The following is a 26,476-nucleotide window of genomic DNA, read 5'->3' as shown; positions in this document are numbered from 1 at the left end:
GGAGGTTGTATGTCTCAGGAAAATGAACAGCGGTTGCGCTTTCGCGACGCGATGGCCAGCCTGTCGGCGGCGGTGAATATCGTCACCACCGACGGCCCGGCGGGGCGCTGCGGCATCACCGCCACGGCGGTGTGCTCGGTAACCGATACGCCGCCGACGCTGCTGGTGTGCATCAACCGCAACAGCGCGATGAACCCGGTATTTCAGGAAAATCGCAGGCTGTGCGTCAACGTGCTCAACCACGAACAGGAACTGATGGCGCGCCACTTCGCCGGCATGACCGGCGTCAGCATGGAAGATCGTTTCAGGCTGGAAGAGTGGCAGCTTGGCGCGTTGGGGCAGCCTGTATTGCGCAATACCCTGGCCAGCCTGGAAGGGGAGATCGAGCAGATCCAGAGCATCGGCACTCACCAGATGTACCTGGTGCAGATCAAGCAGATCGCGCTGAGCGAAGCCGGCAACGGCCTGATCTACTTCAAGCGCAACTTCCATTCGGTGATCCACCAGATGGCGGTGCCGGCCTGAGGCGTGGGGGCGCAGTTGGCTGCGCCCCTCATCTCAACTCTTGTTGGCCGCCAGATCGCTCACCAGGCGGTTGACCGGATCGCTCATGTTGGTGAACTTGCTCAGCTCCGAACGGGTCACCACCACGAACACCCCGACGTTTTTCGCCGGGATCATCGCCATGTAGGTAATGAATCCGCCGCCGCCGCCGGTCTTCTGAATGATGCCCGGCAGCCCGTCCTTCGGCGCCATATACACCCAGCCCAATCCCAATGCATCCGCTTGTCCCGGCACGTCCATGCCCTTCAGCGACACCAGATCGTGGCGCTGGAAGTACATGGTTTGCTCGCTGGCGGCGGTGGCTTTGCGGGGGCCGCTGGCGCTGGAGGAGAGGAACTGCTGCATCCAGCGCTGCATGTCGCGCGGGGTGGAGTAGACGCCGCCGCTGCCGGCCGCGGCGGTGGTGTCGCGACAGGCGCTCGGGCCGGCCGCCGCCACCATCAGGCGCGAGCACTGTTCGGGGCTCGGCGTCAACGTGGTGTCGACCATGCCGAGCGGCGCGGTGATTTTCTCTTTCAGCAGCGCGCTGTAAGGCTTGCCCGCGGCGCGCGAGAGCGCGTCGGCCAGCAGATCGTACGCCAGGTTGGAATACGCGGCGCGTACGCCCGGCGGCACCGTGACGTTGGCATGCGCCAGCCATTGCCAGCGCTGAGCCTTGGTCGGCCAGGTGAACACCGGCGTTTTCGGCGGCTTTTTGCCCGGCTGCTCGCGCGGCAGCGCGCTGGTGTGGGTCGCCAGGTTCAATAACGTGATCGGCTGGCCGGCGTTGTAAGACGGCACATAGGCGCCCTTGGGAGCGTACTTGCGCAGCGGGTCGGTCAGCTTGACCTGGCCTGCCGCCGCCATTTTCACCATCACTTCACTGGTCATCAGCTTGGTGATCGAGGCGATGCGGATCAGCGAATCCGGGCGCGGGCGCAGGTTGTTGCCGGGCTTGGTGTCGCCGAAGCTGCGGTTAACCACCTGATTGCCGTCGATCACCACCAGCGCCATGCCGGTGGCGCCGCTGTTGTAGAAAATATGTTCGGCATACTGGTCGACGATTTGCGAAGCCAGCTGCGGGGGCGCGGCCTGCACGGCCAGCGGCGCGGCGCACAGGCCCAGCGCCAGCAATAAAGCGGAGACAGAGTTCTTCAACGGTCGTTATCCATTTAACAATGCAGCGGGAAAGGGCGTAATCCATCGCCCAGTGTAATGCGCCCGCCCCCCCGCTGCATGTAGAAAAAAGAGCGGTGGCGATAAAATTTTTTAACCGCCGGCGGCTTACTGCGCGCGGGCGAAAATGGCGATCACTTCGTCCAGGTGCGCCTTCATCGCCTTGCGGGCGCCGCGCACATCGCGCGCTTCGATCGCCGCCAGGATCGCCCGGTGTTCCAGCTCGGAGCGGTGCGGCATGTCGTCCGGCGTATAGTGGCGCTGCAGCACGCGGAACATGCTGCCGTAGCGGTGGCCGAGCAGATGGCCGATGATGAACGCGTAAGCCGGGTTGCCGCTGGCCTGGGCGATGCGGATGTGGAACAGCCGATCGCCGGGGTGGGTAGCGGAGCCGGCGCGGTTATCGCGGCAGTTCTGCTCATAGGCGGCGCGGATGCCCGCCAGCTCCTCGTCGGTGGCGTGGCGCGCGGCCAGCGCGGCGGTCTCCGGTTCGATCAGCAGGCGGGTTTGCAGCAGTGAAAACGGCGGCAGCTCGGCGTTGAAATCCAGCTCGATATTCAGTTCGTCGTCGATCTCCGCCCACTGGTTGCGGCCGGCCTGGGCCATCACCGACTCCTGCGACGCCGCCGGCGGCGTTTGCGAACGCACGATCACCCCGTTGCCCACCTTGACGTCCACCAGGCCGATCACTTCCAACGCGATCAGCGCCTCGCGCACCGATGCGCGGCTGACCTGCAATTGCTGGGCGAGATCGCGCTCCGAGGGCAGGCGGCTGCCCGGCGGAAATTCGTTGTTCTCGATAAGACGTTTGAGTTGATCGGCTATCTGCCTGTAAATCCTTGGGTTTTCCAGTCGGGTAATCGGCATTTTTGACCTTAGACGATTCGGCGTTCAGTGATTTGGCGCACAATTATGCGACAAGGCGCTTGAGTAATCGTTATTCAAGTGTAAAAAAATGGTTAATTGAAATGTGGTTTCAAGGCTGTTTTATTAACTTCTTCCCCCAACGATAACGCGTAAAGCGTCTTTTGTCATGTTAGAGGCCTGACCTTTAATCGCCCTTAGTGGCCTGACCATTAGACCTTTAGGCCGAGGAGTCAAGATGGATTTAACCGGGAAACGCGTACTGATCACCGCCGCCGGGCAAGGGATCGGATTCACCACCGCCAGGCTGTTCGCCGCCGCCGGCGCCGACGTGATCGCCAGCGACATCAACCTTGAGCGCCTGCAGGGCTGCGCCGGGATCCGCGCGCTGACGCTGAACGTCACCGATCCGGCCGCCATCGCGGCGGCGGCGGAAGCGATCGGCCCGATCGACGTGTTGTTCAACTGCGCCGGCGTAGTGCACAGCGGATCGATCCTCGATTGCAGCGAAGATCAGTGGGCGTTCGCGCTCGATCTCAACGTGACCGCGATGTTCCGCATGATCCGCGCCTTCCTGCCGGGCATGTTGGCGCGCGGCAAAGGCTCGATCATCAACATGTCTTCGGTGGCCTCGAGCGTGAAAGGGGTGCCGAACCGCTTCGCCTACAGCACCAGCAAGGCGGCGGTGATCGGCCTGACGCGCTCGGTGGCGGCGGATTACGTCACCCAGGGCATCCGCTGCAACGCCATTTGCCCCGGCACGGTGGAATCGCCGTCGCTGCGCCAGCGCATCGCCGAGCAGGCGCGCGAACAGGGGCGCAGCGAGCAAGAGGTGTATCAGGCGTTCGTCGCCCGCCAGCCGATCGGGCGCATCGGCACCACCGAGGAAATCGCCCAATTGGCGCTGTATCTGGCCTCCGACGCCAGTTCGTACACCACCGGCACGGTGCAGATCATCGACGGCGGCTGGAGCAACTGATCCGCCATTTTTGAGAGAGGAACGCATGAAACTTTTACGTTATGGGCAACCTGGGCAAGAGCGCCCCGGCATGTTGGATGCGCAGGGCCGCCTGCGCGATCTGTCGCAGCATATCGCCGACGTGGGCGGCGCCGCGTTATCGCCGGCGTCGCTCGCCAAACTGCGAGCGCTGGACAGCGCCGCATTACCGCTGGTCGAGGGGCAGCCGCGCCTCGGCGCCTGCGTCGGCGGCATCGGCAAGTTCATCTGCATCGGCCTGAACTACGCCGATCACGCGGCGGAAACCGGCGCGGCCATTCCTGAAGAACCGGTGGTGTTCAACAAATGGACCAGCGCGGTGGTCGGCCCCTACGACCGGGTGGAGATCCCGCGCGGCTCGCAGAAAACCGACTGGGAAGTGGAGCTGGGCGTGGTGATCGGCCTGGGCGGGCGCTACATCAGCGAAGCGGATGCGATGCGCCACGTCGCCGGTTATTGCGTGATCAACGACGTCTCAGAACGCGAATATCAAATTGAGCGCGGCGGCACCTGGGACAAGGGCAAAGGCTGCGACACCTTCGGGCCGATCGGGCCCTGGCTGGTGACCGCCGACGAGATCGCCGATCCGCACAGCCTGAATTTGTGGCTGGAGGTGGACGGCAAGCGCTATCAGGACGGCAACACCAGCACCATGATCTTCCGCATTCCGCAGATCGTCAGCTACCTCAGCCGCTTTATGAGCCTGCAGCCGGGCGACGTGATCTCCACCGGCACGCCGCCGGGCGTCGGCATGGGGCAGAAACCGCAGCCCATCTACCTGCGGGCGGGCCAGACGATGCGTCTGGGCATTGAAGGGCTGGGCGAACAGCGCCAGCAAACCGTACAGGCTTAACCGGGAGCGCCGCCATGACCACCATTACCGCACTGCGGGTTGAAGACATTCGTTTCCCCACCTCGCTGGGGCTGGACGGATCCGACGCCATGAATCCGGATCCCGACTATTCCGCCGCCTACGTGATCTTGGAGACCGATCGCGCGGATCTCAGTGGCCACGGACTGACGTTCACCATCGGCCGCGGCAACGAGATCTGCTGCGCGGCGATCCGCGCGCTGGAACATCAGATCGTCGGTGAGCGGCTGGAGACGATCGCCGCCGACATGGGCGCCTTCTGGCGGCGCTTCACCAGCGACAGCCAGCTGCGCTGGATCGGGCCGGACAAAGGCGCCATTCACCTGGCGACCGGCGCGGTGGTCAACGCGGTGTGGGATCTGTGGGCCAAATCGGTCGGCAAACCGGTGTGGCGGCTGGTGGCAGAGATGACGCCGGAGGAGCTGGTGCGCTGCATCGACTTCCGTTACATCACCGACTGCATCACGCCGCAGGAAGCGCTGGCGCTACTGAAACAGCGGGCCGAGGGCAAAGAACGCCGCCTGGAACGACTGCTGCAGGAAGGGTATCCCTGCTACACCACTTCGGCAGGGTGGTTGGGTTATCCGGACGACAAGCTGCGCCGCCTGTGCCAGGAGGCGGTCGACGCCGGTTTCTCCTACCTGAAGCTGAAGGTTGGGCGCGATCTGGAAGACGACATTCGCCGGGTGCGCATCGCGCGTGAGGTGATCGGCCCGGATCGCCGGCTGATGATCGACGCCAACCAGGTGTGGGAAGTCGATGAAGCCATTCCGTGGGTGAAACATCTGGCGTTCGCCAAACCCTGGTTTATCGAAGAGCCGACCAGCCCGGACGACGTCGAAGGGCATCGCCGCATCCGCGAAGGGGTGGCGCCGGTCAAGGTGGCTACCGGCGAGATGTGCCAGAACCGCATCATGTTCAAACAGTTCATCATGCGCGGTGCGGTGGACGTGGTGCAGATCGACGCCTGCCGTCTCGGCGGCGTCAACGAAGTGCTGGCGGTGATGCTGATGGCGGCCAAATACCAGCTGCCGGTCTGCCCGCACGCCGGCGGCGTCGGGCTGTGCGAATACGTGCAGCACCTGTCGATGATCGACTACCTGTGCATCGCCGGCACCCACGAAGGCCGGGTGATCGAGTACGTCGATCATTTGCATGAACACTTTGTCGATCCCTGCGTGATCAACGGCGCGGCCTACATGCCGCCGAGCCGGCCCGGTTACTCGATCGAGATGCATCCGTCGTCGATCGAGCAATACCGGTTCCGCGGGTGAAGCGGGAGGATCGCATGCCGCGCATCGACGCTCACCAGCACTACTGGCGCTACCACCCGCAGCATTACCCGTGGATCGACGAGCGGATGCGCGTGCTGCGGCAGGATTTCGATCCGCCCCGGCTGCGGCCGCTGTTGCAGGAACACGGTTTCGACGGCGCGCTGGCGGTGCAGGCGCGCCCCAGCGAGGAAGAGACGCTGGCCTTGCTGGCGCTGGCTGAACGGAGCGAAGGCGTATGCGGCGTGGTGGGCTGGTTGGATATCGCCGCGCCGCAGCTGGCGCAGCGTCTGGAGGCCCTGAGGCCGCGCGCTGCGCTGCGCGGGGTGCGTCATCAGGTGCAGGACGAAGCGGATCCGGCGGCCTGGTTGGCGCGGCCGGAGGTGGAACGTGGCATGCAAACGCTGCAGCGCGCCGGGTATGTGTACGAGATCCTGGTGACGCATCGGCATCTGGCGGCCGTGGCGTCGTTCGCCGCCCGCCATGACGAGCACTGGCTGGTGCTGGATCACCTCGGCAAGCCGGACATCGCGCGCGGCGCGCGGCACTGGGCGCAGCAAATCCGGCCGCTGGCGGCGCTGCCGCACGTGGCCTGCAAGCTTTCGGGCCTGATCACCGAGGCGCCGGGCGGCCGGTGGCGGGCGGAGGAACTGCTGCCGTTCTTCGACGCCGCGCTGGAGGCGTTCGGCCCGCAGCGGCTGATGTTCGGCTCCGACTGGCCGGTGTGCCTGCTGGCCGGCGACTACCGCCAGGTGGTGCAACTGTGCGAACGGGCGCTGTCGACGCTGGGGGCTGCCGAGCAGGCGGCGATTTGGGGCGACACCGCCTGGCGAATTTACGGTTTAACGGAGTCTGGTTATGGATTTGTATCTGCAAGATAAGGTGGTGCTGGTCACCGGCGGTGGTGCCGGCATCGGCGCGGCGATTTCTCATGTGCTGGCTGAAGAGGGGGCGATCCCGGTGCTGGTCACCAACGCCGCGCCGGAGGCGGCGCTGCTGGCCGATTTGCAGCGGCTGCAGCCGCGCACCGAGGTGATCCTCACCGAATTGTGCGATGAGGCGGCCTGCCGCCGCGCGGTCAGCCAGACGCTGGCGACCTTCGGCCGCATCGACGGACTGGTGAATAACGCCGGGGTCAATGACGGCGTCGGGCTGGAGGCGGGGCGTGAAGCGTTCGTCGGTTCGCTGGAAAAGAACCTGGTGCACTACTACCTGATGGCGCACCTGTGCCAGGCGGCGCTGCGGGAGAGCCGGGGCGCTATCGTCAACATCGCCTCCAAGACCGCGCTCAGCGGCCAGGGCGGCACCAGCGGCTACACCGCCGCCAAGGGCGCGGTGCTGGCGCTGACGCGCGAATGGGCGGTATCGCTGCGCCATGACGGGGTGCGGGTGAACGCGGTGGTGCCGGCGGAGGTGATCACCCCGCAGTACCAGCGCTGGCTCAACACCTTCGCCGAGCCGCAGCGGCAGATGGAGAAAATCACCGCGCGCATTCCGCTCGGGCAGCGCATGACCACGCCGCAGGAGATCGCCGATACCGTGGCGTTTCTGCTGTCGTCGCGGTCATCGCATACCACCGGGCAGTGGCTGTCGGTGGACGGCGGCTACCTGCATCTCGATCGGGCGCTGACGTGAGCGGCGCGGCGGCAGGGCGGCGCCGTTTCTGCCAGGCGCTCGATCTGATTGACTCACCGGCGCTGATTGCGGAGTACCAGCAGCATCATCAGCGCATTTGGCCGGGCATCGCCGCGCATTTGCGCGAGCACGGCATTCTGGACATGGAAATTTACCGGTTGGGCACCCGGCTGTTCATGATCGTGGAGGTCAGCGCCGATTTCGACGCCGCGCGCTTTGACGCCGCCAGCCTGAACAACCCCGAAGTACAGCGATGGGAAGCGCTGATGTGGCACTACCAGGCCGCCACCCCCTGGACGCCGCAGGGCGAAAAATGGGTGGAAATGGCGCGGATTTTCTCTCTGCAACAGCAATAACGCCAACATCATCATCGCCAGACGATACGAGGGTATCACCATGCTTGCTGAAAAAAGTGCGGCCTCCGCGCAGCCGGGCGTCCCCGTGACCGCCAATCTGCGCTGGGCCTTTATCCTGGTCACCAGCCTGTTCTTCATGTGGGGGCTGTCCTATGGCCTGCTGGACGTATTGAACAAACATTTTCAGGAGACGTTGCACGTCACCAAGGCGCAGTCGGGGCTGCTGCAGGCGGCCTACTTCGGCGCCTACTTCCTGGTGGCGCTGCCCGCCGGGTACTTTATGGATCGCAAGGGCTATAAGGCGGGCATTCTGGTCGGGCTGTGCCTGTACGCGCTGGGGGCGTTGCTGTTCGTGCCGGCGGCGTCGGCCAACAGCTTCGGCGTATTCCTGTTCGCGCTGTTCGTCATCGCCAGCGGCCTGGGGTGCCTGGAAACGGCGGCCAACCCGTACGCCACGGTGCTGGGCGACGCGCAGGGCGCCGAACGGCGGCTCAACCTGGCGCAGTCGTTCAACGGCCTCGGGCAGTTTATCGGCCCGCTGATCGGCGGCACGCTGTTCTTCTCCGCCAGTCAGTCCGCCGGCGACGGCGATCAGAGCGCGGTGAAGATGACCTATGTGGCGATCGCCGCGCTGGTGCTGCTGATCGCGCTGTTGTTCAGCCGCACCCGGCTGCCGGCGATCCGCGAAGAGGAAAAGCCGGTGCATGGCGTGATAGCGCAGGGATTGTGGCAGCATCCGCATTTCGTCGGCGGGGTTATCACACAGTTCTTCTACGTGGCGGCGCAGGTGGGCGTCGGGGCGTTCTTCATCAACTACGCCACCGAGCACTGGCGCGAGGTGTCTAACCAGAGCGCCTCTTACCTGCTGTCGATCGCCATGATCTGCTTTATGGTCGGGCGCTTCTTCAGCACCTGGCTGATGGGGCGAGTCAAACCGGCGACGCTGCTGGCGGTCTATGCGCTGATCAACATCGCGCTGTGCGGCGTGGTGATGCTGAGCGTCGACGGCGTATCGGTGGTGGCGCTGATCGCGGTGTTCTTCTTTATGTCGATCATGTTCCCGACCATTTTCGCCCTGGGGGTGAAAAATCTGGGCAAGCACACCAAGCGCGCCAGCTCGTTCATGATCATGGCGATCGTCGGCGGCGCCATCATGCCGTACTTTATGGGGGCGCTGGCCGACCGTTACAGCACCGCGCTCTCTTATCTGCTGCCGCTGCTGTGCTTCGCGGTGGTGCTGGTTTACGGCCTGCGGCAGCGCCGCGGCTGATTCAACCCGGCGGCGAATCGGCCTTCGCCGCCGTTGTCAGCGTCTGCGGGCGGGTTCGCATCAGGATCGCCAACGCCAGCAGCAGCACCATGCCGGACAGCACGCCGTTTATCGTCAGGCCTCCGGCGTCCACCACCAGCCCGCCCGCCAGCGAACCGCAGGAAATCGCCAGATTAAACAGCGCGATATACAGCGAAGAGGCGACCTCGACCGCATCGGGCGCCGCCTTGAGCATCCACGCCATCAACGCAACGGAAACGCCGCCGTAGGCGATGCCCCACAGCAGGAGGAAGGCGCCGCCGCTCAGCGGCGCGTGGCCCAGCAGCGGCAGCAGCAGGACGGCGAGCGCCAGCCCGAGGGCGATCAGCGCCAGGGTGCGGCGCAGCCGTTTGGCGGCGGCCTGGCCGGCGATAAAATTCCCGACGAGGCCGGCGATGCCGTAGGCGAACAGCAGCGGCCCCACCCAGCGGCTCTCGATGCCGGCGACCGTCTGCAGCAGCGGGCGGACAAAGGTGTAAGCCATAAAGTGGCCGGCGACCAGCAGAAACGTCAGCAGCAGCCCGGTCAGCAGCCGGCGATTCGCGCGTTGCGCGGTGAACGACCGCCAGCCGATCGCCTGCGTGACCGGCAGCGGCGGCAGCACGCACACCAGCAGGAGCAGGGTCAGCGCCGCCAGAACGGCGACCGCCAGAAACGCCATGCGCCAGCCCAGCGCTTCGCCGAGGAATACCCCGAGCGGCACGCCGAACACCGAGGCCGCCGCTACGCCGCCGAAGATGATGGACAGGGCCAATCCGACGGAGGCCGGCGGCACCAGGCGTTCCCCCAGTCCGCCGGCGATGGCCCAGATACCGCCGATGCAAAAGCCCAGCAGAATGCGCGCAGCGAACAGCAGCGCCAGGGAGGTGGCGGCGGCGGCCAGCAGGTTAGCGGCGATCAGCAGCAGCAGAAAGCCCGCCAACAGGCTGCGGCGATCCGTGCGCCGGGCGCCCAGCACCACCAGCGGGGCAAACAGCGCGGCGAACAGGGCCGGCAGGGAAATCAGCAGCCCGGCGCGGCCGATCGTCGCGTTCAGAGTATTGACGATCGGAGTCAGCAGCCCGACGGGCAGCATTTCTGCGGTGACGACGGTAAAGGTGGACAGGCCGATGGCGAAGGTCGCCAGCCAAGACTTTGCGCCGCCGCCGGCGTGTAAGGCACTCATAAGGATCCTCCCAACAGATGAATAACCTCAGTGTATCCGCGCCAAAATGGCTGATAAACTGGCCTGATTGCGCAACATTGGGGACAAATCGTGGCTAATTTACCGTCTATGCCGTTGGATAATCTGACTGACCTGCTGGTGTTCATCCGCGTCGCCGACGCCTGCAGCTTCACGCTGGCGGCCGAGAGACTGGGCATCTCCCGATCGGCGGCGGGCAAATGCGTGAACCGATTGGAGGCGCGATTGGCGACCCGGCTGCTGCAGCGCACTACGCGCAGCGTCAGCCTGACCGAAGACGGCGCGGTGTTTTACGAGTATGCGCAGCGCATCCTGTCGCAGGCCGAAGAGGCGGAAACGGCGCTCAATACGCGGCGGCAAACCCCGCGCGGGCGGCTGCGGCTGGATCTGCCGGTCTCGCTGGGGCGGTTGCACATTTTGCCGATTTTGCGGGAGTTTTTGGCACAGTGGCCGGAGGTGGACGCCGACGTCAGCTTTTCCGACGATTACAGCGATCTGGTGCGCGACGGCATCGACGTAGCTATCCGGGTCGGCGGCAGCGACGACAGCCGACTGGTGCGGCGGGTGCTCGCGCCGCATCGCCTGATCACCTGCGCGGCGCCGGATTATCTGGCGCGGCACGGCGCGCCTGCGAAACCGGAGGCGTTGGGCGATCACGAGACGCTGGTCTTCAGCCATCAGGGGCTGCCGGCGCCCTGGCGCTATCGGGTTAACGGTCAACTGCACGAACAGCCGGTGCGCGGCCGGATGCGTTTCAACAACGTCGAGGCCTTGCGGGATGCCGCCGTCGCCGGGGCCGGTCTGTGTCAGGTGGGGGCGTTTCTGGTCGGCGAGCAGATTGCGGCCGGCACGCTGGTGCCGGTGCTGGAACGCTATTGTCGCCCTGGGCCGCCGATCTGCGCCGTCTATCCCAGCCGGCGCCATCTCTCCCCCAAGGTGAAACTGTTCCTGGCGGCGATCGAACGGCGCTGGCAGGGCAAGGCGATTTGGGAAAGCGCCTAGCGCGGGCGATTCACGCCGCTTTCAAGGCCAGCGTTCGCCGCATTAGGCGATAGCCGCCGGCCGCCACCAGCAGTACGACCAGGCCGGCCGTGAGTGTAACGCCAAAGCCCGCCGTTATCCCCGCAGCGTCGATCGCCAGGCCCGCCAGGGCTGCGCCGAACGCTACGCCTATCCCCAGGCCGGTGACCATCCAGGTCAATCCTTCCGTCAGCCGGGAGGGCGGCACGATGTTTTCAACCAGCCCCATGGCAACGATCATGGTCGGCGCAAAAAACAATCCGGCGACAAACATCGCCGCCGCCAGCGTTAAGACATTGTGCAGCCACAGCAGCGGCAAGGTGGTGAAAGCGGTGGCGAACGCCGCGTATAAGAACAGACGAGGCAAGGGGACGGGGATTTTCATTGCGCCGAAAATCAGCCCGGCCAGGCAGGAGCCGAACGCGTAAACCGACAGTACGATGCTGGCGGCGGCCGGCTGCCCTTGCTGCTCGGCGAAGGCCACGCTGATGACGTCCACGGTGCCGACGATGGTGCCGAGGGCGATCAGCGCCAGCACCAGGATCTGCATCGACGGCATGGTCAGGATGGCGCGCTGCCGCTGGTTATTGTGGGCGTAAACCGGGGGCTGGGTGCTTTTTTGCGTGGCGAATGCCGCAACGCCCGCCACCAGAAGTATGGCGGCTACCAGAGGGCCGGCCTCTGGGAAGAGTGAAACGCTAAGCCCCACGGCGATCGGTGGGCCGACGATAAAGGCCACCTCGTCCAATACGGACTCGAATGAAAATGCCGTGTGCAGCTGTGGCGTGCCGCGATAAATTTCGCTCCAGCGGGCCCTGACCATCGCGGAGATGCTGGGCATGCCGCCCGCGAGCGCGGCGAAGACAAACAGAGTCCAGTCCGGTGCCCGATAGTGGGTGCAGAGCAACAGCAGCAGCAGGGCGATCGCGCTGATCCCGGTGGCATACGGCAACACGCGGCTTTGGCCGTGACGATCCGCCGCGCGCGCGATTTGCGGCGCAAGCAGCGCCATGGAAAAGGCGAACGTCGCTGCCACCGCGCCCGCCAGCCAATAAGAGCCGCGTACCTGCGAGAGCATGGTAATGATGCCGATGCCGGTCATCGAGACCGGCAGGCGCGCGATTAGCCCGGCAGAGGAAAACGCCTTGCTGCCCGGGGCGTTGAACAGTTTGAAATAAGGATTTGCCATGGAAAGGGCTCCGGAATGTTGGCGGCTCGGTATTCGCTCAATGTCCATCATTGACATACGCCACGTATGTTACGTTAATTGACATACATGGCGTATGTCAATTATAACGTCATCAATAATGAGGCGGAGTGGACCCATGGCACGTAAAGCGCGCACCGAAATGATTGAAGAAACCCGACAAAAGCTGGTGGCGGCGGCCCGCCGGCAGTTTGGCAGCGTGGGGTATGCCGAGACGGTGATGGATGATCTCACCGCCCAGGCCGGCCTGACGCGCGGCGCGCTCTATCACCATTTTGGCGATAAAAAGGGGCTGTTCCTGGCGGTGGTGCAGGCGATAGACGCGGAGATGGATGCGCATCTGGCTGACATAACCGCGAGTACTGCGGATGACTGGGAGGCTTTTGCGGCGCGTTGCCGCGGTTATCTGATCATGATGACGGAGCCGCAAGCGCAACGCATTCTGTTGCGTGATTCACCTTCGGTGCTGGGAGCTGAATATCTGCGGGCCAGCAAGCTGGCGTGCATCAGCTGGATGACGGGCGCATTGCAGGCCTTGATGGCGCAGCGGCGCATCGCCGTCGCCGAGCCGGAATCGCTGGCGCATTTAATCAACGGCGGCCTGATGGATGCCGCGCTGTGGGTCGCCCATCATCCGGAAAAAGATGTGGGGCTGGAACAAGCCTTGGTCAGTTTGAACCTGTTGCTGAACGGGCTGCGTTCCACCGCCGTATAGCCGTATAAGTGTTGATGTCAGCCGCCGCGCCGTTACGGCGGCGGCTTAAGGGTGAACGGCGGCGGGCTCGACGTTTTGCGCCAGCTGAATATTGTTGCGGCCGCTGTGCTTCGCCAGATAGAGCGCGGCGTCGGCCGCGCCGATCGCTGATTCGACGTCCAGCTTTTCCAATGCCGAGATGCCCGCGCTGAGCGTCAGCGTGCCGCTGTGCTGCGGGCTGGCGCCGTGCGGGATATTCAGTTCCGCCACGCGTTGACGCACCCGTTCGGCCAACTGCGCCGCATAGCCTTCGTGCACGTTGGTCAACAGCACCAAAAACTCTTCCCCACCGTAGCGCACCACGATGTCGCGCGAACGCACCGCATCGCGGATGGCGATCGCCACCTGCACCAGCGCCCGGTCGCCCATGGCGTGGCCGTAGCTGTCGTTGTAGACCTTGAAGTGGTCGATATCCAGCAGCAGCACGTAGTGGCGGCCGGTTTGCGGTTCCAGCAGCATAGTGATCTTATTCTCCAGCCCTCGACGGTTATAAAGGCCGGTTAGGGGATCAAGCATGCTCAAATTATTGAATTTGTCCCGCTCGTTATACAGGTTGGCCACCAGCGCGTGGGTAAAGATTTCACTGCGTTTCAACATCAGGTGATGAATGGAGAAAGCGATAATAGGTAATAGCGTGGTGAATAATATCCGCAGGGTATTATGCATACCGTCTAAAGCCAGGATCATCATTGCGGAAGGTACGGCGTGTAAACAAAAGGCGGTAAAGTTATCCGTCAGAGAAATAGCGCTGATAAAAAAGATGCTAAACAAACTAATTAATAAAAAATCTTGGTTATTCGGTAGGCAATATTGACTTTTAACGTAAATATGTGCGGCCCAGAGCAGGCCGAGCACGCTGGCGAACAGGTTGAGTTTGCACAAATATTTACGTGGCGTTTGCAGAGAAAATAGCGCTGCTACCAGACAAAATAGCGGTATACATAATAAAGGTAGGGTAAATGCGGGCGTATCCCTAAAAGGGAACAATAATGTAAATACGGAAGAGGCGGCATTCATTATCAGAAAAAGAAATAATGCCAGGCGCTGCTTGCTGTTCAGTAATTCCTGATAAGAACGGGCGTTCATACGGAGGTCACTCTTTGCAAAGTCGTTCTGTCGAATAATTAAGGTTGAGAAGCATTCCCTTGGCGCGAATATCCACTTGAATTGCATGGTTGAGGGTTGTGATTATTATCATGCAAACAGGACTAGGAATTTTCTTATGTCAAATTATCATTTTTTCCTGCTGGTGTCATCTGAGTTTGGTCAGCGCAGTGAAAATGATGCGGCGGCCAAAAAAGTGTTATATGATATTGGTTATCATTATCACTTAAGGAGGTTGTCATGCTCACTGCCATGATTGCCGCGTGCGGGCTGTGGGGCGTCAGTTGGTGCCTCGGGGATCGCCTGGCCAGCGCCTGGGGCGTTTTGCTGCCTTGTGCTTTGATGCCGCTGCTGGCCCTGATCAACCTAGATATGCTGCAGTTGCGCACCCTGATCGTGATAGCGATGTTGGCCACGCTGGTGATGCTGTTCAACAGCCGGCTGCGCCACTATCTGCTGTTGCCTTCCTGCATGGCGCTGGCGGGCGGCCTGGCGGCAGTCAGCCTCAACTTCAGCTTTGGGTGAAACGCCAGAAACGGCAAAACCACGCTTAAGCGTGTTTATCATCAATGCGTTGGGATTTTTTCGAAGGAACCGCCGAAGAGATCATCAATTGGTGCGAAGAGAGGGACTTGAACCCTCACGTCCGTAAGGACACTAACACCTGAAGCTAGCGCGTCTACCAATTCCGCCACCTTCGCACAGTCGATGTTGTTGCTTTGATTTATATTACGTCGCCAGCTTGGTGCGAAGAGAGGGACTTGAACCCTCACGTCCGTAAGAACACTAACACCTGAAGCTAGCGCGTCTACCAATTCCGCCACCTTCGCATCGATGCTGAGTGCAATATAAATCATGTGGTTATTTGGTGCGAAGAGAGGGACTTGAACCCTCACGTCCGTAAGGACACTAACACCTGAAGCTAGCGCGTCTACCAATTCCGCCACCTTCGCGTACCAGAAACATTACCGGAGTAACGTTACCACGGAGGCGAATTCTAGAGATTTTGGCGGGCACGTCAACAGTTATTTCCCCGCTTTGCGGGCGTTTGCTGGAAAAACAGCCATATCGCCGCTTTTCTGCTGGTCAAACAGCCAAATCAGCCAATCAATCAACACCCTGACCCGTGGTGCCAGGAAACGGCCGGGTGGATACATGATGTAAATCGGCATCGGCGGGGGCGGTGTGTCCGCCAACACTTCCACCAGTTCGCCCTGTTCCAGCCAGGGGGCAAGCGAATAGCGCGCCGCCTGAATCAATCCCATGCCGGCCCGCGCGCCGGCGATGTAGGCGTCGGCGCCGCTGACGCTGAGCCGCGCGGGCAGCTCGCGCAGTTCCAGCTTGCCGCCGCGGCAGAATTCCAGCGGGTAATCGCGGTTGTTGGCCAGGGAAAAATACCCCACAGCGCGATGCGGCTCCAGGCGATCGATGTCGAGCGGCGTGCCGTGGGCCTGCAGATAAGCGGGGGAAGTGCAGGTGACCTGCGGCAGCTGGGCGATGCGCCGCGCTACCAGACTGTCGTCTTCGGTTTCCCAGGCGCGCAGCACGCAGTCCACGCCTTCGCGCAACAGATCGACGTGGGTGTCGTTGGCGCCCAGTGCCAGGGTGATGTCGGGATAACGCCGGTAAAAGTCGTCCAACGCCGGAATGACGATCTGGCGCGCCAGCGAATGGGGCATATCGATGCGCACCTTGCCGGACGGCTGCAGCTTATGGTGACTGAACAGCGTGTCCGCCTCCTCCAGCGCCCCCAGCAACTGCACGCAGCGTTGATAGTAGAGGCTGCCTTCACTGGTCACCTGCACCTGGCGGGTGGTGCGGATCAGCAGGCGCACGCCCAGCCGCTGTTCCAGCCGTTTCAACGCGTTGCTGACCGTAGCGCGCGGCAGCTGCAGGCGTTCGGCCGCTCGACTGAAACTGCCCAGTTCGACGATGCGGGTAAAAATGCGCATGGCTTGAACCTGATCCATGTCCACTCCGGATTGTTGGTGATTTTTGAACAGTGATGTGCAATCTGCATTATTTATCTTTGTCGCGTAAACAACCAGACTTTGCTGCGTTATCCATTCACCGCATGAGGGCAGCACAATGCAACAACGTAAACTCGGTTCCAACGGTCCCGTCGTCTCCGCCCTGGGGCTGGGGTGCATGGGCATGAGCGACTTCTACTCCACCGGCGCCGATCGGCAGGAAGCCATCGCCACGCTGCACCGGGCGCTGGAGTTGGGCGTCACGCTGCTCGACACCGCCGACATGTATGGGCCGCACACCAACGAAGAGCTGGTGGGGGAGGCGATCAAGGGCAAGCGGCAACAGGTGTTCCTGGCCACCAAGTTCGGCATTCTGCGCGATCCGGCGGATCCGTCGGCGCGCGGCGTCAGCAGCCGGCCCGAGTATATCCGGCGCTCGGTGGAAGGCAGCCTGCGGCGCTTGGGCGTGGAGGAGATCGATCTCTATTATCAGCACCGGGTCGATCCGCAAGTGCCGATCGAAGACGTCGTGGGCACGATGGCGGATCTGATCCGCGAAGGCAAGATCCGCCACATCGGCCTGAGCGAGGCGTCGGTCGCCACGCTGGAGCGGGCGCACAAGGTACATCCGATCACCGCGCTGCAGACCGAGTATTCGCTGTGGACGCGCGACGCCGAGCAGGGCGTACTGGCGGCCTGCGAGCGCCTGGGCATCGGCTTTGTGCCTTACAGCCCGTTAGGGCGCGGTTTCCTCACCGGCGCTATCCGGCGGCCGGAGGATCTGGCCGAGGACGATTTCCGCCGCGGCAACCCGCGTTTCCAGGGGGAAAACTTCGCCCGCAACCTGGCGCTGGTGGAGAAGGTGGGCGAGCTGGCGGCGCAGAAGGGCGTCAAGCCTTCACAGCTGGCGCTGGCCTGGGTGTTGGCGCAGGGTGAGCACATCGTGCCGATCCCCGGCACCAAACGCCGTCGCTATCTGGAAGAGAACGTCTCTGCGGCGGAGATCGCGCTGAGCGCGGCTGAACTGGCGGCGATAGAAGCGGTGTTTCCGCTGAGCGCGGCGGCCGGCGATCGCTACGGCGCGGAGTCGATGACCTACATCAACGGCTAAAAAAAAGCGCGGCCTCGGGCCGCGCTCTGTCGTTTTCCGCCAACGGCGAATTATTTCTTCTTCGGCGCGCGCGGCGGGCGGCCGACGGTGGCCTGGTACACCTTGAAGCGGCCGTTTTGCGCCAGTACTTCGTGGCTGCCGAAGGTGGCGTCCAGAATGTCCGGGTATGGCAGGAAGGCGTTGGCGACGATGCGCAGCTGACCGCCGATCGGCAGGTGCTTCACCGCGCCGCGGATCAGGGTTTCGGCGGCGGTCAGGCTGGTCTGCAGCCCGTCGTGGAACGGCGGGTTGGAGATGATCATGTCGAAACGGCCGGTGATGTCGGAGTAAACGTTGCTGACGATCACTTCGCCTTCGATGCCGTTGGCGGCCAGCGTCGCGCGGCTGGATTCCACCGCGGCGGCGTTGACGTCGCTGAGGGTCAGTTTCACCTTCGGCGACAGCTTGGCCATCACCGAGGCCATCACGCCGGCGCCGCAGCCGATGTCCAGCACCTTGCCTTTCATGTGTTTTTCCAGCGTCGACAGCAGCAGCGAGCTGCCGACGTCCAGACCGTCGCGGCTGAACACGCCCGGCAGCGTTTTCACTTCCAGATCGTGCAGCTGATAGCTGTCCCACCAGTCGTTCAGGTCGAATTCGGTCTGCGCGTCCAGGCGGCCGTGATACAGGCCACAGCGGCGCGCGCTGTCGATTTTCACCAGCGTGACGTGGCCTTCCAGCGTCGGCTCGGCGCTGCGCACGCCGCTGCGGTTTTCACCGACCACGAACACGTCCGCGCCCACCGGCAGCAGCGCCAGGAGGTTGCACAGCTGGAATTGCGCTTCCTGCTTGCTCTTCGGCCAGTAGTACACCAGCGTGTCGCAGTCGGCGACGAAAGCGGGATCGACGGTCAAACCGAACTGCACGTTATCGCCCATCGTCCGGTTCAGTAACTGCCAGTGATGGTATTGCTGTGTGTGGACGCGCACGTCCGCGGCCTCGAATTGGGCCGGCAGGCTGTCCTGCAGGTCGCCGGCAAACAGCACGCGGCGTTCGATAAATTCATCACTGTGGCGCAGCATGACTTCACTGGCGGGGGTTAATGCAGACATCAGATATTGGCTCCTGGAAATGAGACCGGGGATTATAGAGCTTTGTGGCGATATGTTCGACGGGTTTGTTGGCGCGGGCTGCGCGGGTTTGTTAGCATAGCGCGGCGCATGGCAGGCATGGCGCACCACAACGGGTAGGAATCGGCATGGCATCAAAACGCGACTGGCTGTTACAACAACTGGGTATTACGCAGTGGACATTGCGCCGCCCGGGCGTGTTGCAGGGCGAAGTGGCGGTCAGTCTGCCGCCCGAGACGCGCCTGCTGGTGGTGGCGCAGACGCTGCCGGCGCCCGACGATCCGCTGTTTTGCGACGTGCTGCGCAGCCTGGGGCTGACGCCGGCGCAAACTTACAGCCTGACGCCGGAACAGGTGGCGATGCTGCCTGCAGAGACCGCATGCAACAGTTGGCGGCTGGGCGTGGCGGAGCCGCTCGCGGTCGCCGGCGCGCAGCTACACAGCCCGGCGCTGGCCGAGCTTTCTCAAGACGCGGGGGCCAAACGCGCCCTCTGGCAGCAGATTTGTCATCATGAACACGATTTCTACCCTGACGGCGGCCGACCTGGCCACGGCCTTCACCATTGAGCAAGCCAGCCACGCTTTCCCCTGGACGGAAACCACCTTTGCCAGCAATCAGGGCGATCGCTACCTTAACCTGAAGCTGAGCGCCGATGGGGAGATGGCGGGGTTCGCCATCACGCAGATCGTGCTGGACGAAGCCACGCTGTTCAACATCGCCATTCATCCGCAGCACCAGCGCCGGGGCTTTGGCCGCCTGCTGCTCAACGCGTTGATCGAACAGCTGGAGAGCCGCGGCGTGGTCACGCTGTGGCTGGAAGTCCGCGCCTCCAACCAGGCGGCGATCGCGCTGTATGAAGATCTCGGTTTCAACGAAGTCACCGTGCGCCGCAATTATTACCCGAGCGCCCACGGCCGCGAAGATGCGATCGTGATGGCGCTGCCGCTGGGGTAATCAGCCCGGTCGGAAAAAGCATTGATTGTCACCGGTTGGCAAATCGGCGAAAATGCCCGGCTGTTATCTTTTATTCACCGCTTTGCCCGGCGCCGCGATCGGCGCGTTCTGATGATGTCGCAGGGCGGACTAACCGTAGAACCTGAAAACCATGTCTCCTAGTGAATTTGCCCGCGAAGTCTCCAAAAGAAGAACTTTCGCCATCATCTCGCACCCCGATGCCGGTAAAACCACCATTACCGAAAAAGTGCTGCTGTTCGGACAGGCGATCCAGACCGCCGGTACGGTAAAAGGCCGCGGCTCCAGCCAGCACGCCAAATCCGACTGGATGGAAATGGAAAAGCAGCGTGGGATCTCGATCACCACCTCGGTGATGCAGTTCCCGTATCGCGACAGCCTGGTCAACCTGCTGGACACCCCGGGGCACGAAGACTTCTCCGAAGATACGTATCGCACACTGACCGCGGTCGACTGCTGTCTGATGGTGATCGACGCCGCCAAGGGCGTTGAGGATCGCACCCGCAAGCTGATGGAAGTCACCCGCCTGCGCGACACGCCGATCCTGACCTTCATGAACAAGCTGGACCGCGACATCCGCGATCCGATGGAGGTGATGGATGAAGTCGAACGCGAACTGAAGATCGCCTGTTCGCCCATCACCTGGCCGATCGGCTGCGGCAAGCTGTTCAAGGGCGTTTACCACCTGTACAAGGATGAAACCTACCTGTACCAGACCGGTAAAGGCCATACCATTCAGGAAGTGCGCATCGTCAAGGGCCTGAACAACCCAGAGCTGGATGCGGCGGTGGGCGAAGATCTGGCGGCGCAGCTGCGCGATGAGCTGGAATTGGTGCAGGGCGCTTCTCACGAGTTCGATCAGGAGGCTTTCCTGAGCGGCGAGCTGACGCCGGTGTTCTTCGGTACCGCACTCGGCAACTTCGGCGTGGATCATATGCTGGATGGCCTGGTGGCCTGGGCGCCGGCGCCGATGCCGCGCAAAACCGACACCCGCGAAGTGACGGCGGCGGAAGAGAAATTCACCGGCTTTGTGTTCAAGATCCAGGCCAACATGGATCCGAAGCACCGCGACCGCGTGGCCTTTATGCGCGTGGTTTCCGGCCGTTATGAGAAGGGCATGAAGCTGCGCCAGGTGCGCACCGGCAAAGACGTGGTGATCTCCGACGCGCTGACCTTTATGGCCGGCGACCGTTCGCACGTGGAAGAAGCCTACCCGGGCGACATCATCGGTCTGCACAACCATGGCACCATTCAGATCGGCGATACCTTCACCCAGGGTGAAGACATGAAGTTCACCGGCATCCCGAACTTCGCGCCGGAACTGTTCCGCCGCATTCGCCTGCGCGATCCGCTGAAGCAGAAACAGTTGCTGAAGGGGCTGGTGCAGCTGTCCGAAGAAGGCGCGGTGCAGGTATTCCGCCCGATCGCCAACAACGATCTGATCGTCGGCGCGGTCGGCGTGTTGCAGTTCGACGTGGTGGTGGCGCGCTTGAAGAGCGAGTACAACGTGGAAGCGTTGTACGAGTCGGTTAACGTGTCGACCGCTCGCTGGGTCGAGTGCGACGACGTGAAGAAGTTCGAAGAGTTCAAGCGCAAGAACGAGATCAACCTGGCGCTGGACGGTGGGGACAACCTGTCCTACATCGCGCCGACCATGGTGAACCTCAACCTGACGCAGGAACGTTATCCTGACGTGACCTTCCGCAAAACCCGCGAACACTGATCAATCGGCAGGGCGCCCGGTGCGCCCTGCACGCTCCTCCCACCCTAACCGCGCTAATTAATAAACCTTACTCATATTTTACCCTGCGAACCGATGTCGCCAGGCGGCGTTCGTTCGGCCTGCATTTTCCGTCTGATGGTCTATCTTTAACAGGATGTTCGCACATTGCTTGAGAGTAAATCACTGAAATACGTTGCTTGTTTGGTGAGTTATTCTGATGTGTTGCCGATAGGAGACAGTTAGTGTCTTTAAATATCAATAAGATAGGTATGTTTCAGTTTTGTGTGGCTTAGTCTGTCGTCAATAGACGACAGTTTGTTGATTAAAAATCCAACTGAAAAATTTTTATCTTTGATAAATAAGGTGTTTTTTGGATTGGCACGGCCGTTGCAAGACTCCTGTCGTGAACGCTTAATCGTATAGCGATGATGAAGTATTTACCGAGAGGCCGCGTGAAGGCGGCTGAAGGGTTCCGGCGCTCTGGCGCTGCGAGCCCCCAACAAAAGGAAGAGATCGATGAAAAAGACCAAATTTGCACACTCGCTGATGGCTGTTGTTTTGGGTTCTGCTCTGGTGAGCGGCACTGCACTGGCCGAAGACAGCCTGTTAAACAAGGCGTCTAACGCCGCGGATAGTGCCGGTGCCAAAATCGATAGCTCCATGAAAAAAGTTGACGGTTACATGGATGACAGCGCGATAACGGCTAAAGTTAAAAGTGCGTTGGTGGAAGATAAGACCATCAAAAGCGCTGACATTTCGGTGAAAACCGAAAAAGGCGCCGTGATCCTGAGCGGCTTTGTCGGCAGCCAGGCGCAGGCGGAACATGCGGTCGCGGTTGCCGGTAAGGTGGAAGGCGTCAAGACCGTCAGCGACAAGCTGCACGTGAAGGACGAAGCCAACCAGTCGATCAAATCGTATGCCGGCGACACTGCCACCACCAGCGAGCTGAAAGCCAAGCTGCTGGCCGATGACATCGTGCCGTCGCGCAATGTGAAAGTGGAAACCACCGATGGCGTGGTGCAGCTTTCCGGTGAGGTGAAAACGCAGGCGCAGTCTGAGCGTGCCGAAAGCATCGCCAAGGCCATCGACGGCGTGAAAAGCGTGAAAAACGACCTGGTGGTCAAGCCGTAATCCCGCCAGGCGCCCGTAACAAGTAACAACAAGCCGCATCTGTCGGGCCGTGAAGGCGGCCCGACGTGTACCACCAAAAAAAGAAACTGATTTGCCGTCGACGTCCCGCTGTCGGGGCGGCAGACAGCAGAGAATTTTTTCACAATGGTAAGGAGAAGCTTATGTTTCGTTGGGGCATTATCTTTTTAGTCATCGCGCTTATCGCTGCGGCACTGGGATTCGGTTCGCTGGCGGGCACCGCCGCCTGGGCCGCCAAGGTGGTGTTCGTTGTCGGCATCATCCTGTTCCTGGTCAGCCTGTTCACCGGCCGTCGGCGCCCTTAGCCGGCCGGCATTTTCCCGTAAACTGTAACAAAGCTTAATTCCTTTTCTCACCTCGGGGAGGGCCGGCCATGAACAGCGACATCATCGTCGGGCGCTGGAAACAGCTGAAAGGCCAGGTATGGCAGGCGTGGGCCGAATGGTCCGGCAGCGATTGCGCCTGGCTGGCCGGCAGCAACGATTTCCTCGCCGGTGTACTGCAAGAGGATTACGGAAGAGAGCGAGACGCGGTATCCTCGGAGAAAACGTCTCACTGAGGATGCCAAGTTGGGATACAGAATACCCATCACGCTCGGCAATATAGAACCGCTGGCGTCTAAACCCTTTCGGCCAGGCAAGATGGCGCTGGTCTGCGAAGGCGGCGGCCAGCGCGGCATTTTCACCGCCGGCGTGCTGGACGAGTTTCAGCGCGCGGGCTTTAACCCTTTCGATCTGCTGATCGGCACATCGGCCGGCGCTCAGAATCTGTCTGCCTATATCTGTGGGCAGATGGGCTACGCGCGCCGGGTGATCACCCGTTACACCACTTCGGCACAGTTCTTCAATCCGCTGCGCTTCGTGCGCGGCGGGCATCTGATCGATCTCGATTGGCTGGTTGATACGGCGGCGGCGCAGATGCCGCTGGCGATGGACGTGGCGGAACAGCACTTTATCGACGGGCGCGAATTCCTGCTGTGCGCCTGCCGCAGCGACGATTTCGAACCGGCCTATCTGCCGGCGCAGCGCGAACGCTGGCTGCCGGCCATCAAGGCGTCCAGCGCCATTCCCGGCTTCTACCGTCAGGGCGTGGAGTTGGACGGCGTCAGCTATCAGGACGGCGGCATCAGCGATGCGATTCCGGTGGAAGAGGCCTATCGCCGCGGCGCCGACACCATCGTGGTGATCCGCACCGTGCCTTCGCAAATGTACTACACCCCGCAGTGGATGAAGCGTATGGAGCATTGGCTGAGCGACAGCAGCCTGCAGCAGATGGTGCGCATCCTGCAGCATCATGAGCAAAGCTATCACCGCATCCAGCGCTTTATCGAGAAGCCGCCGGGCAAGCTGCGTATCTTCGAGATCTTCCCGCCTAAGCCGCTGGCCAGCAATGCGCTGGGCAGCCGACTGGGGGCGCTCAATCAGGATTATCACCTGGGGCGCCGCTGCGGCCGCTACTTCCTGGCCACCGTCGGCCAGTGGATGGCGCAGCAGGAACCGGACGGCATAAAGGTGCGAAAATCGCTGTCGCGCCGCCTGATCCAGCCCGAGAATGTCAGAATGCCTTCGCCGATCGTGACCGACATCGCCATGTCGCCCGATCTCACGGCGCAGCCGGAGGCTGCGGTGGCGGCGCCGAAACTCATTCTGCCGGGCGATCTGCCGCCGGGTGAAGGGGGCGCGCTGTGAGCTACGCCTTTACCGACACCCACTGCCATTTCGATTTCCCACCCTTTACCGGACACGAGGCCGAAAGCCTGACGCGGGCGGCAAGCGCCGGCGTGCAGCGCATCATCGTCCCGACGGTCACTGCCGATCGCTTTGCGCGGGTGCTGCGGCTGGCGCAGGATCACGCGCCGCTGTTCGCCGCGCTGGGGCTGCACCCGCTGTATATCGCGCAGCATCATGAGCCGCAGCTGGAACAGTTGGCGGCGCTGTTGGCCGAACGGCCGCGCAAGCTGGTGGCGGTGGGGGAGATTGGGCTCGATCTGTATATGGACAACCCGCAGTTCGAGCGCCAGCAAAGCGTGCTGTTGGCCCAGCTGAGGCTGGCGAAACAGCATGACCTGCCGGTGATCCTGCACTCGCGCCGCACCCACGATCAGCTGGCCGCGGCGCTGCGGCGCATGCAACTGCCGCGCCGCGGCGTGGTGCACGGCTTCGCCGGCAGCCTGTCGCAGGCGCAGGCGTTTATCCGCCTCGGCTATTACATCGGCGTGGGCGGCACCATCACCTATGAGCGGGCGCAGAAAACGCGCGGCGTGATGGCGCAACTGCCGCTTGAGGCGCTGCTGCTGGAGACGGATGCGCCGGACATGCCGCTGGCCGGCTATCAGGGGCAGCCGAATCGCCCCGAGCGCGCCGCCGAGGTGTTTCACACGCTTTGCGCGCTGCGGCCGGAACCGGCCGACGAGATCGCCGCTCACCTGCAACGCAATACCCAGTCACTGTTTGCCATGCCGGATTGATGGGTTTATAACGTGACCTGCGTCACGTTATAAGATTTTCATTTGCGTCTCGTTGTATACATTTGTGACATAAATCGGTGCGAGGGTGACCTCGCTCAGTATAATCCCCCCGAAACTCTCCAATAGCAGACCTCTCTTCATGAGCAGGGATGTATTTTATTTTTTGCAACAGGGAAACTTTGCATGCAACTCATCATGAGTCTGGTCGGTATGGCGGTGCTGATCGCCATTGCGGTGCTGCTCTCCAGCAACCGTCGGGCCATCAAATTGCGTACCGTCGTGTGGGCGTTCATCATTCAGGTCGGCATCGGCGCGCTGGTGCTGTACGTGCCGCTGGGCCGCAGCATCCTCGGCAGTATGTCTAACGGCGTGGCAAACGTTATCGCCTACGGCAATCAGGGCATTTCGTTCATTTTCGGCGGGCTGGTGTCCGACAAGATGTTCGAGGTGTTCGGCGGCGGCGGCTTCGTGTTCGCGCTGCGCGTCCTGCCGGTGATCGTGTTCTTCTCCTCGCTGATTGCGGTGCTGTACTACCTCGGCATCATGCAGTTGGTGATCCGCGTGCTGGGCGGCGGCCTGCACAAGCTGCTGGGCACCTCGCGCACCGAATCGCTGTCGGCGACCGCCAACATTTTCGTCGGCCAGACCGAAGCGCCGCTGGTGGTGCGCCCCTATATCGCCACCATGAGCCAGTCAGAACTGTTCGCCGTGATGTGCGGCGGCCTGGCTTCGGTAGCCGGTTCGGTGTTGGCGGGGTACGCGCAGATGGGCGTGCCGCTGGAATACCTGATCGCCGCATCCTTCATGGCCGCGCCGGGCGGGCTGCTGTTCGCCAAGCTGATGGTGCCGGAAACCGAGCAGACCCACGATAAAGACGATGCGATGAAGCTGATCGCCGAAGAGGATCGTCCGGCCAACGTGATCGATGCGGCGGCTTCCGGCGCGGCTTCCGGCATGCAGCTGGCGCTGAACGTCGGTGCGATGCTGCTGGCGTTTATCGCGCTGATCGCCTTGCTTAACGGCATTCTCGGCGGTATCGGCGGCTGGTTCGATTATCCGCAGCTGTCGCTTGAGCTGATCCTCGGCTGGGTGTTCTCACCGATCGCCTTCCTGATCGGCGTGCCGTGGAGCGAAGCGATGACCGCCGGTTCGTTCATCGGACAGAAGATCATCGTCAACGAGTTCGTCGCCTACATGAACTTCGGCGCCTATCTGCGCCCGGATGACGTGGTGGCGGCGGAAGGCCTGCAGGTACTGTCGACGCACACCAAGGCGATCATCTCCTTCGCGTTGTGCGGCTTCGCCAACCTCTCCTCGGTGGCGATCCTGCTGGGTGGTCTGGGCAGCATGGCGCCCAACCGTCGCCACGACATCGCGCGCTTCGGTCTGAAGGCCGTGGCGGCGGGCACGCTGTCCAACTTGATGAGTGCCACCATCGCCGGCTTCTTCCTGGCGCTGTAAGCCATCACGGAGCCCGCGACGGCGCGACCGATCGCGGGACTCCGCCTATACTCTAAGCAACGCGGGTGCTTGCCGCATCCGCGATCTTCAGCCGCTTCTTTAGCGAATTTGTGAACGATATCGCGTTATTTTGTGATGTTCTTCACATATAATTCCGGTCTGTTACAGTGCTATTTCATATAGTGTGACGATGAACGCGAATCGCCTGCGGCATTCGTGTTCAA

28 protein-coding genes and 3 tRNA genes are annotated in these 26,476 nt (G+C 62.2%); 21 read left to right on the top strand and 10 right to left on the bottom strand.

Going from position 1 to position 26,476, the window contains the following annotated elements:
* Nucleotides 1-9 precede the first annotated feature (9 nt).
* Entirely contained in the window at nucleotides 10-525 is a 516-nt protein-coding gene (hpaC, locus tag ACMGGK_RS20615) for a 4-hydroxyphenylacetate 3-monooxygenase, reductase component (RefSeq protein WP_004933156.1), read from the top strand.
* Between the two features lie 33 nt (nucleotides 526-558).
* Here the strand turns inward: hpaC and ampH are convergent, their stop codons facing one another.
* Together ampH and ACMGGK_RS20605 are read right to left on the bottom strand one after the other, a co-directional pair.
* On the bottom strand, nucleotides 559-1,701 hold the full coding sequence (gene ampH / locus ACMGGK_RS20610; protein ID WP_015376541.1) for a D-alanyl-D-alanine-carboxypeptidase/endopeptidase AmpH: 1,143 nt from the start codon (nucleotides 1,699-1,701) through the stop codon (nucleotides 559-561).
* A 126-nt stretch (nucleotides 1,702-1,827) separates the two neighbouring features.
* Complete coding sequence (locus tag ACMGGK_RS20605) at nucleotides 1,828-2,586, bottom strand: FadR/GntR family transcriptional regulator (RefSeq protein ID WP_004933150.1); 759 nt, start codon at nucleotides 2,584-2,586, stop codon at nucleotides 1,828-1,830.
* Nucleotides 2,587-2,821: 235 nt separating this feature from the next.
* On the opposite strand from ACMGGK_RS20605, the gene ACMGGK_RS20600 reads away from it, so the two are divergent.
* From ACMGGK_RS20600 to fucP, 7 genes are read left to right on the top strand one after another with little or no spacing between them, the layout of a single operon-like run.
* Nucleotides 2,822-3,562 carry an SDR family oxidoreductase gene (locus ACMGGK_RS20600; protein WP_049300735.1) on the top strand — a complete coding sequence of 247 codons (741 nt, stop codon included), beginning with the start codon at nucleotides 2,822-2,824 and terminating at the stop codon, nucleotides 3,560-3,562.
* Nucleotides 3,563-3,587: 25 nt separating this feature from the next.
* Nucleotides 3,588-4,433, top strand: a complete 846-nt coding sequence (locus ACMGGK_RS20595) for a fumarylacetoacetate hydrolase family protein (protein WP_028127877.1) — start codon at nucleotides 3,588-3,590, stop codon at nucleotides 4,431-4,433.
* A gap of 14 nt (nucleotides 4,434-4,447) precedes the next feature.
* Nucleotides 4,448-5,725, top strand: coding sequence for an L-fuconate dehydratase (locus tag ACMGGK_RS20590; RefSeq protein WP_025305193.1), 1,278 nt, complete (start codon nucleotides 4,448-4,450; stop codon nucleotides 5,723-5,725).
* 14 nt (nucleotides 5,726-5,739) lie between these two features.
* A complete protein-coding gene (locus tag ACMGGK_RS20585; RefSeq protein WP_110146672.1) occupies nucleotides 5,740-6,603 on the top strand; it encodes an amidohydrolase family protein in 864 nt (287 codons plus the stop codon).
* Entirely contained in the window at nucleotides 6,581-7,357 is a 777-nt protein-coding gene (locus ACMGGK_RS20580; RefSeq protein ID WP_033638791.1) for an SDR family oxidoreductase, read from the top strand. The genes ACMGGK_RS20585 and ACMGGK_RS20580 overlap by 23 nt, the downstream gene beginning before the upstream one ends.
* Nucleotides 7,354-7,713, top strand: a complete 360-nt coding sequence (locus ACMGGK_RS20575; RefSeq protein ID WP_015376547.1) for an L-rhamnose mutarotase — start codon at nucleotides 7,354-7,356, stop codon at nucleotides 7,711-7,713. The genes ACMGGK_RS20580 and ACMGGK_RS20575 overlap by 4 nt, the downstream gene beginning before the upstream one ends.
* A 40-nt stretch (nucleotides 7,714-7,753) precedes the next feature.
* The gene (gene fucP, locus ACMGGK_RS20570) at nucleotides 7,754-8,983 is read left to right on the top strand and encodes an L-fucose:H+ symporter permease (protein ID WP_016929180.1); all 1,230 of its coding nucleotides are present in this window, start codon (nucleotides 7,754-7,756) and stop codon (nucleotides 8,981-8,983) included.
* Between the two features lies 1 nt (nucleotide 8,984).
* Here fucP and ACMGGK_RS20565 read toward each other — a convergent pair whose 3' ends face one another.
* Nucleotides 8,985-10,187 (bottom strand): MFS transporter, encoded by a 1,203-nt coding sequence (locus ACMGGK_RS20565; protein ID WP_420277161.1) that lies wholly within the window; start codon nucleotides 10,185-10,187, stop codon nucleotides 8,985-8,987.
* Nucleotides 10,188-10,295: 108 nt separating this feature from the next.
* On the opposite strand from ACMGGK_RS20565, the gene ACMGGK_RS20560 reads away from it, so the two are divergent.
* Nucleotides 10,296-11,207, top strand: a complete 912-nt coding sequence (locus tag ACMGGK_RS20560; protein ID WP_116404120.1) for a LysR family transcriptional regulator — start codon at nucleotides 10,296-10,298, stop codon at nucleotides 11,205-11,207.
* Between the two features lie 10 nt (nucleotides 11,208-11,217).
* On the opposite strand, the gene ACMGGK_RS20555 is transcribed toward ACMGGK_RS20560, so the two are convergent.
* Entirely contained in the window at nucleotides 11,218-12,414 is a 1,197-nt protein-coding gene (locus tag ACMGGK_RS20555) for an MFS transporter (RefSeq protein ID WP_420277160.1), read from the bottom strand.
* Between the two features lie 136 nt (nucleotides 12,415-12,550).
* Between ACMGGK_RS20555 and ACMGGK_RS20550 the strand changes: the two genes are divergently transcribed.
* Nucleotides 12,551-13,147 carry a TetR/AcrR family transcriptional regulator gene (locus ACMGGK_RS20550; protein ID WP_016929176.1) on the top strand — a complete coding sequence of 199 codons (597 nt, stop codon included), beginning with the start codon at nucleotides 12,551-12,553 and terminating at the stop codon, nucleotides 13,145-13,147.
* Between the two features lie 45 nt (nucleotides 13,148-13,192).
* Here ACMGGK_RS20550 and ACMGGK_RS20545 read toward each other — a convergent pair whose 3' ends face one another.
* Nucleotides 13,193-14,272: a diguanylate cyclase gene (locus ACMGGK_RS20545; protein WP_028127874.1), complete on the bottom strand. Its 1,080-nt coding sequence runs from the start codon at nucleotides 14,270-14,272 to the stop codon at nucleotides 13,193-13,195.
* A gap of 258 nt (nucleotides 14,273-14,530) precedes the next feature.
* Here ACMGGK_RS20545 and ACMGGK_RS20540 point away from each other — a divergent pair, with 258 nt between their 5' ends.
* Entirely contained in the window at nucleotides 14,531-14,815 is a 285-nt protein-coding gene (locus ACMGGK_RS20540; protein WP_004933115.1) for a DUF1435 domain-containing protein, read from the top strand.
* A gap of 89 nt (nucleotides 14,816-14,904) precedes the next feature.
* On the opposite strand, the gene ACMGGK_RS20535 is transcribed toward ACMGGK_RS20540, so the two are convergent.
* The 4 genes from ACMGGK_RS20535 to ACMGGK_RS20520 form a co-directional block, all read right to left on the bottom strand.
* Nucleotides 14,905-14,991, bottom strand: a tRNA-Leu gene (locus ACMGGK_RS20535).
* A 42-nt stretch (nucleotides 14,992-15,033) separates the two neighbouring features.
* Nucleotides 15,034-15,120: transfer RNA gene (locus ACMGGK_RS20530), tRNA-Leu, on the bottom strand.
* Nucleotides 15,121-15,156: 36 nt separating this feature from the next.
* Nucleotides 15,157-15,243 (bottom strand) — tRNA-Leu (locus ACMGGK_RS20525).
* Between the two features lie 72 nt (nucleotides 15,244-15,315).
* Nucleotides 15,316-16,260 (bottom strand): LysR family transcriptional regulator, encoded by a 945-nt coding sequence (locus ACMGGK_RS20520; RefSeq protein ID WP_143779178.1) that lies wholly within the window; start codon nucleotides 16,258-16,260, stop codon nucleotides 15,316-15,318.
* A gap of 118 nt (nucleotides 16,261-16,378) precedes the next feature.
* On the opposite strand from ACMGGK_RS20520, the gene ACMGGK_RS20515 reads away from it, so the two are divergent.
* The gene (locus tag ACMGGK_RS20515) at nucleotides 16,379-17,371 is read left to right on the top strand and encodes an aldo/keto reductase (RefSeq protein ID WP_097102791.1); all 993 of its coding nucleotides are present in this window, start codon (nucleotides 16,379-16,381) and stop codon (nucleotides 17,369-17,371) included.
* Between the two features lie 50 nt (nucleotides 17,372-17,421).
* Here ACMGGK_RS20515 and rsmC read toward each other — a convergent pair whose 3' ends face one another.
* A complete protein-coding gene (gene rsmC / locus ACMGGK_RS20510) occupies nucleotides 17,422-18,462 on the bottom strand; it encodes a 16S rRNA (guanine(1207)-N(2))-methyltransferase RsmC (protein ID WP_028127873.1) in 1,041 nt (346 codons plus the stop codon).
* Between the two features lie 146 nt (nucleotides 18,463-18,608).
* On the opposite strand from rsmC, the gene ACMGGK_RS20505 reads away from it, so the two are divergent.
* The 9 genes from ACMGGK_RS20505 to ACMGGK_RS20465 all read left to right on the top strand — a co-directional run bounded on the left by ACMGGK_RS20505 (nucleotide 18,609) and on the right by ACMGGK_RS20465 (nucleotide 26,252).
* Nucleotides 18,609-19,046 carry a DNA polymerase III subunit psi gene (locus ACMGGK_RS20505; protein ID WP_016929171.1) on the top strand — a complete coding sequence of 146 codons (438 nt, stop codon included), beginning with the start codon at nucleotides 18,609-18,611 and terminating at the stop codon, nucleotides 19,044-19,046.
* Nucleotides 18,991-19,434, top strand: coding sequence for a ribosomal protein S18-alanine N-acetyltransferase (gene rimI / locus ACMGGK_RS20500; RefSeq protein ID WP_044029730.1), 444 nt, complete (start codon nucleotides 18,991-18,993; stop codon nucleotides 19,432-19,434). Before ACMGGK_RS20505 ends, rimI begins: the two co-directional genes overlap by 56 nt.
* Nucleotides 19,435-19,585: 151 nt before the next feature.
* On the top strand, nucleotides 19,586-21,175 hold the full coding sequence (gene prfC / locus ACMGGK_RS20495; protein ID WP_004933094.1) for a peptide chain release factor 3: 1,590 nt from the start codon (nucleotides 19,586-19,588) through the stop codon (nucleotides 21,173-21,175).
* A 516-nt stretch (nucleotides 21,176-21,691) separates the two neighbouring features.
* The gene (gene osmY / locus ACMGGK_RS20490) at nucleotides 21,692-22,306 is read left to right on the top strand and encodes a molecular chaperone OsmY (protein ID WP_016929169.1); all 615 of its coding nucleotides are present in this window, start codon (nucleotides 21,692-21,694) and stop codon (nucleotides 22,304-22,306) included.
* A gap of 161 nt (nucleotides 22,307-22,467) precedes the next feature.
* On the top strand, nucleotides 22,468-22,629 hold the full coding sequence (locus ACMGGK_RS20485) for a DUF1328 domain-containing protein (RefSeq protein ID WP_004933089.1): 162 nt from the start codon (nucleotides 22,468-22,470) through the stop codon (nucleotides 22,627-22,629).
* A 68-nt stretch (nucleotides 22,630-22,697) separates the two neighbouring features.
* Nucleotides 22,698-22,883 (top strand): CsbD family protein, encoded by a 186-nt coding sequence (locus ACMGGK_RS20480; protein WP_025305210.1) that lies wholly within the window; start codon nucleotides 22,698-22,700, stop codon nucleotides 22,881-22,883.
* Nucleotides 22,884-22,893: 10 nt separating this feature from the next.
* Nucleotides 22,894-24,012: a patatin-like phospholipase family protein gene (locus ACMGGK_RS20475; protein ID WP_028127872.1), complete on the top strand. Its 1,119-nt coding sequence runs from the start codon at nucleotides 22,894-22,896 to the stop codon at nucleotides 24,010-24,012.
* On the top strand, nucleotides 24,009-24,791 hold the full coding sequence (locus tag ACMGGK_RS20470; protein ID WP_016929166.1) for a metal-dependent hydrolase: 783 nt from the start codon (nucleotides 24,009-24,011) through the stop codon (nucleotides 24,789-24,791). Before ACMGGK_RS20475 ends, ACMGGK_RS20470 begins: the two co-directional genes overlap by 4 nt.
* Before the next feature lie 183 nt (nucleotides 24,792-24,974).
* Nucleotides 24,975-26,252, top strand: coding sequence for a NupC/NupG family nucleoside CNT transporter (locus ACMGGK_RS20465; protein WP_004933076.1), 1,278 nt, complete (start codon nucleotides 24,975-24,977; stop codon nucleotides 26,250-26,252).
* The last annotated feature ends 224 nt before the right edge of the window (nucleotides 26,253-26,476 follow it).

This window comes from Serratia sp. BNK-33-b (assembly GCF_048684565.1).
GTDB classification, from domain to species: domain Bacteria; phylum Pseudomonadota; class Gammaproteobacteria; order Enterobacterales; family Enterobacteriaceae; genus Serratia; species Serratia marcescens.
This window is presented reverse-complemented; position numbering and strand designations above follow the sequence as displayed.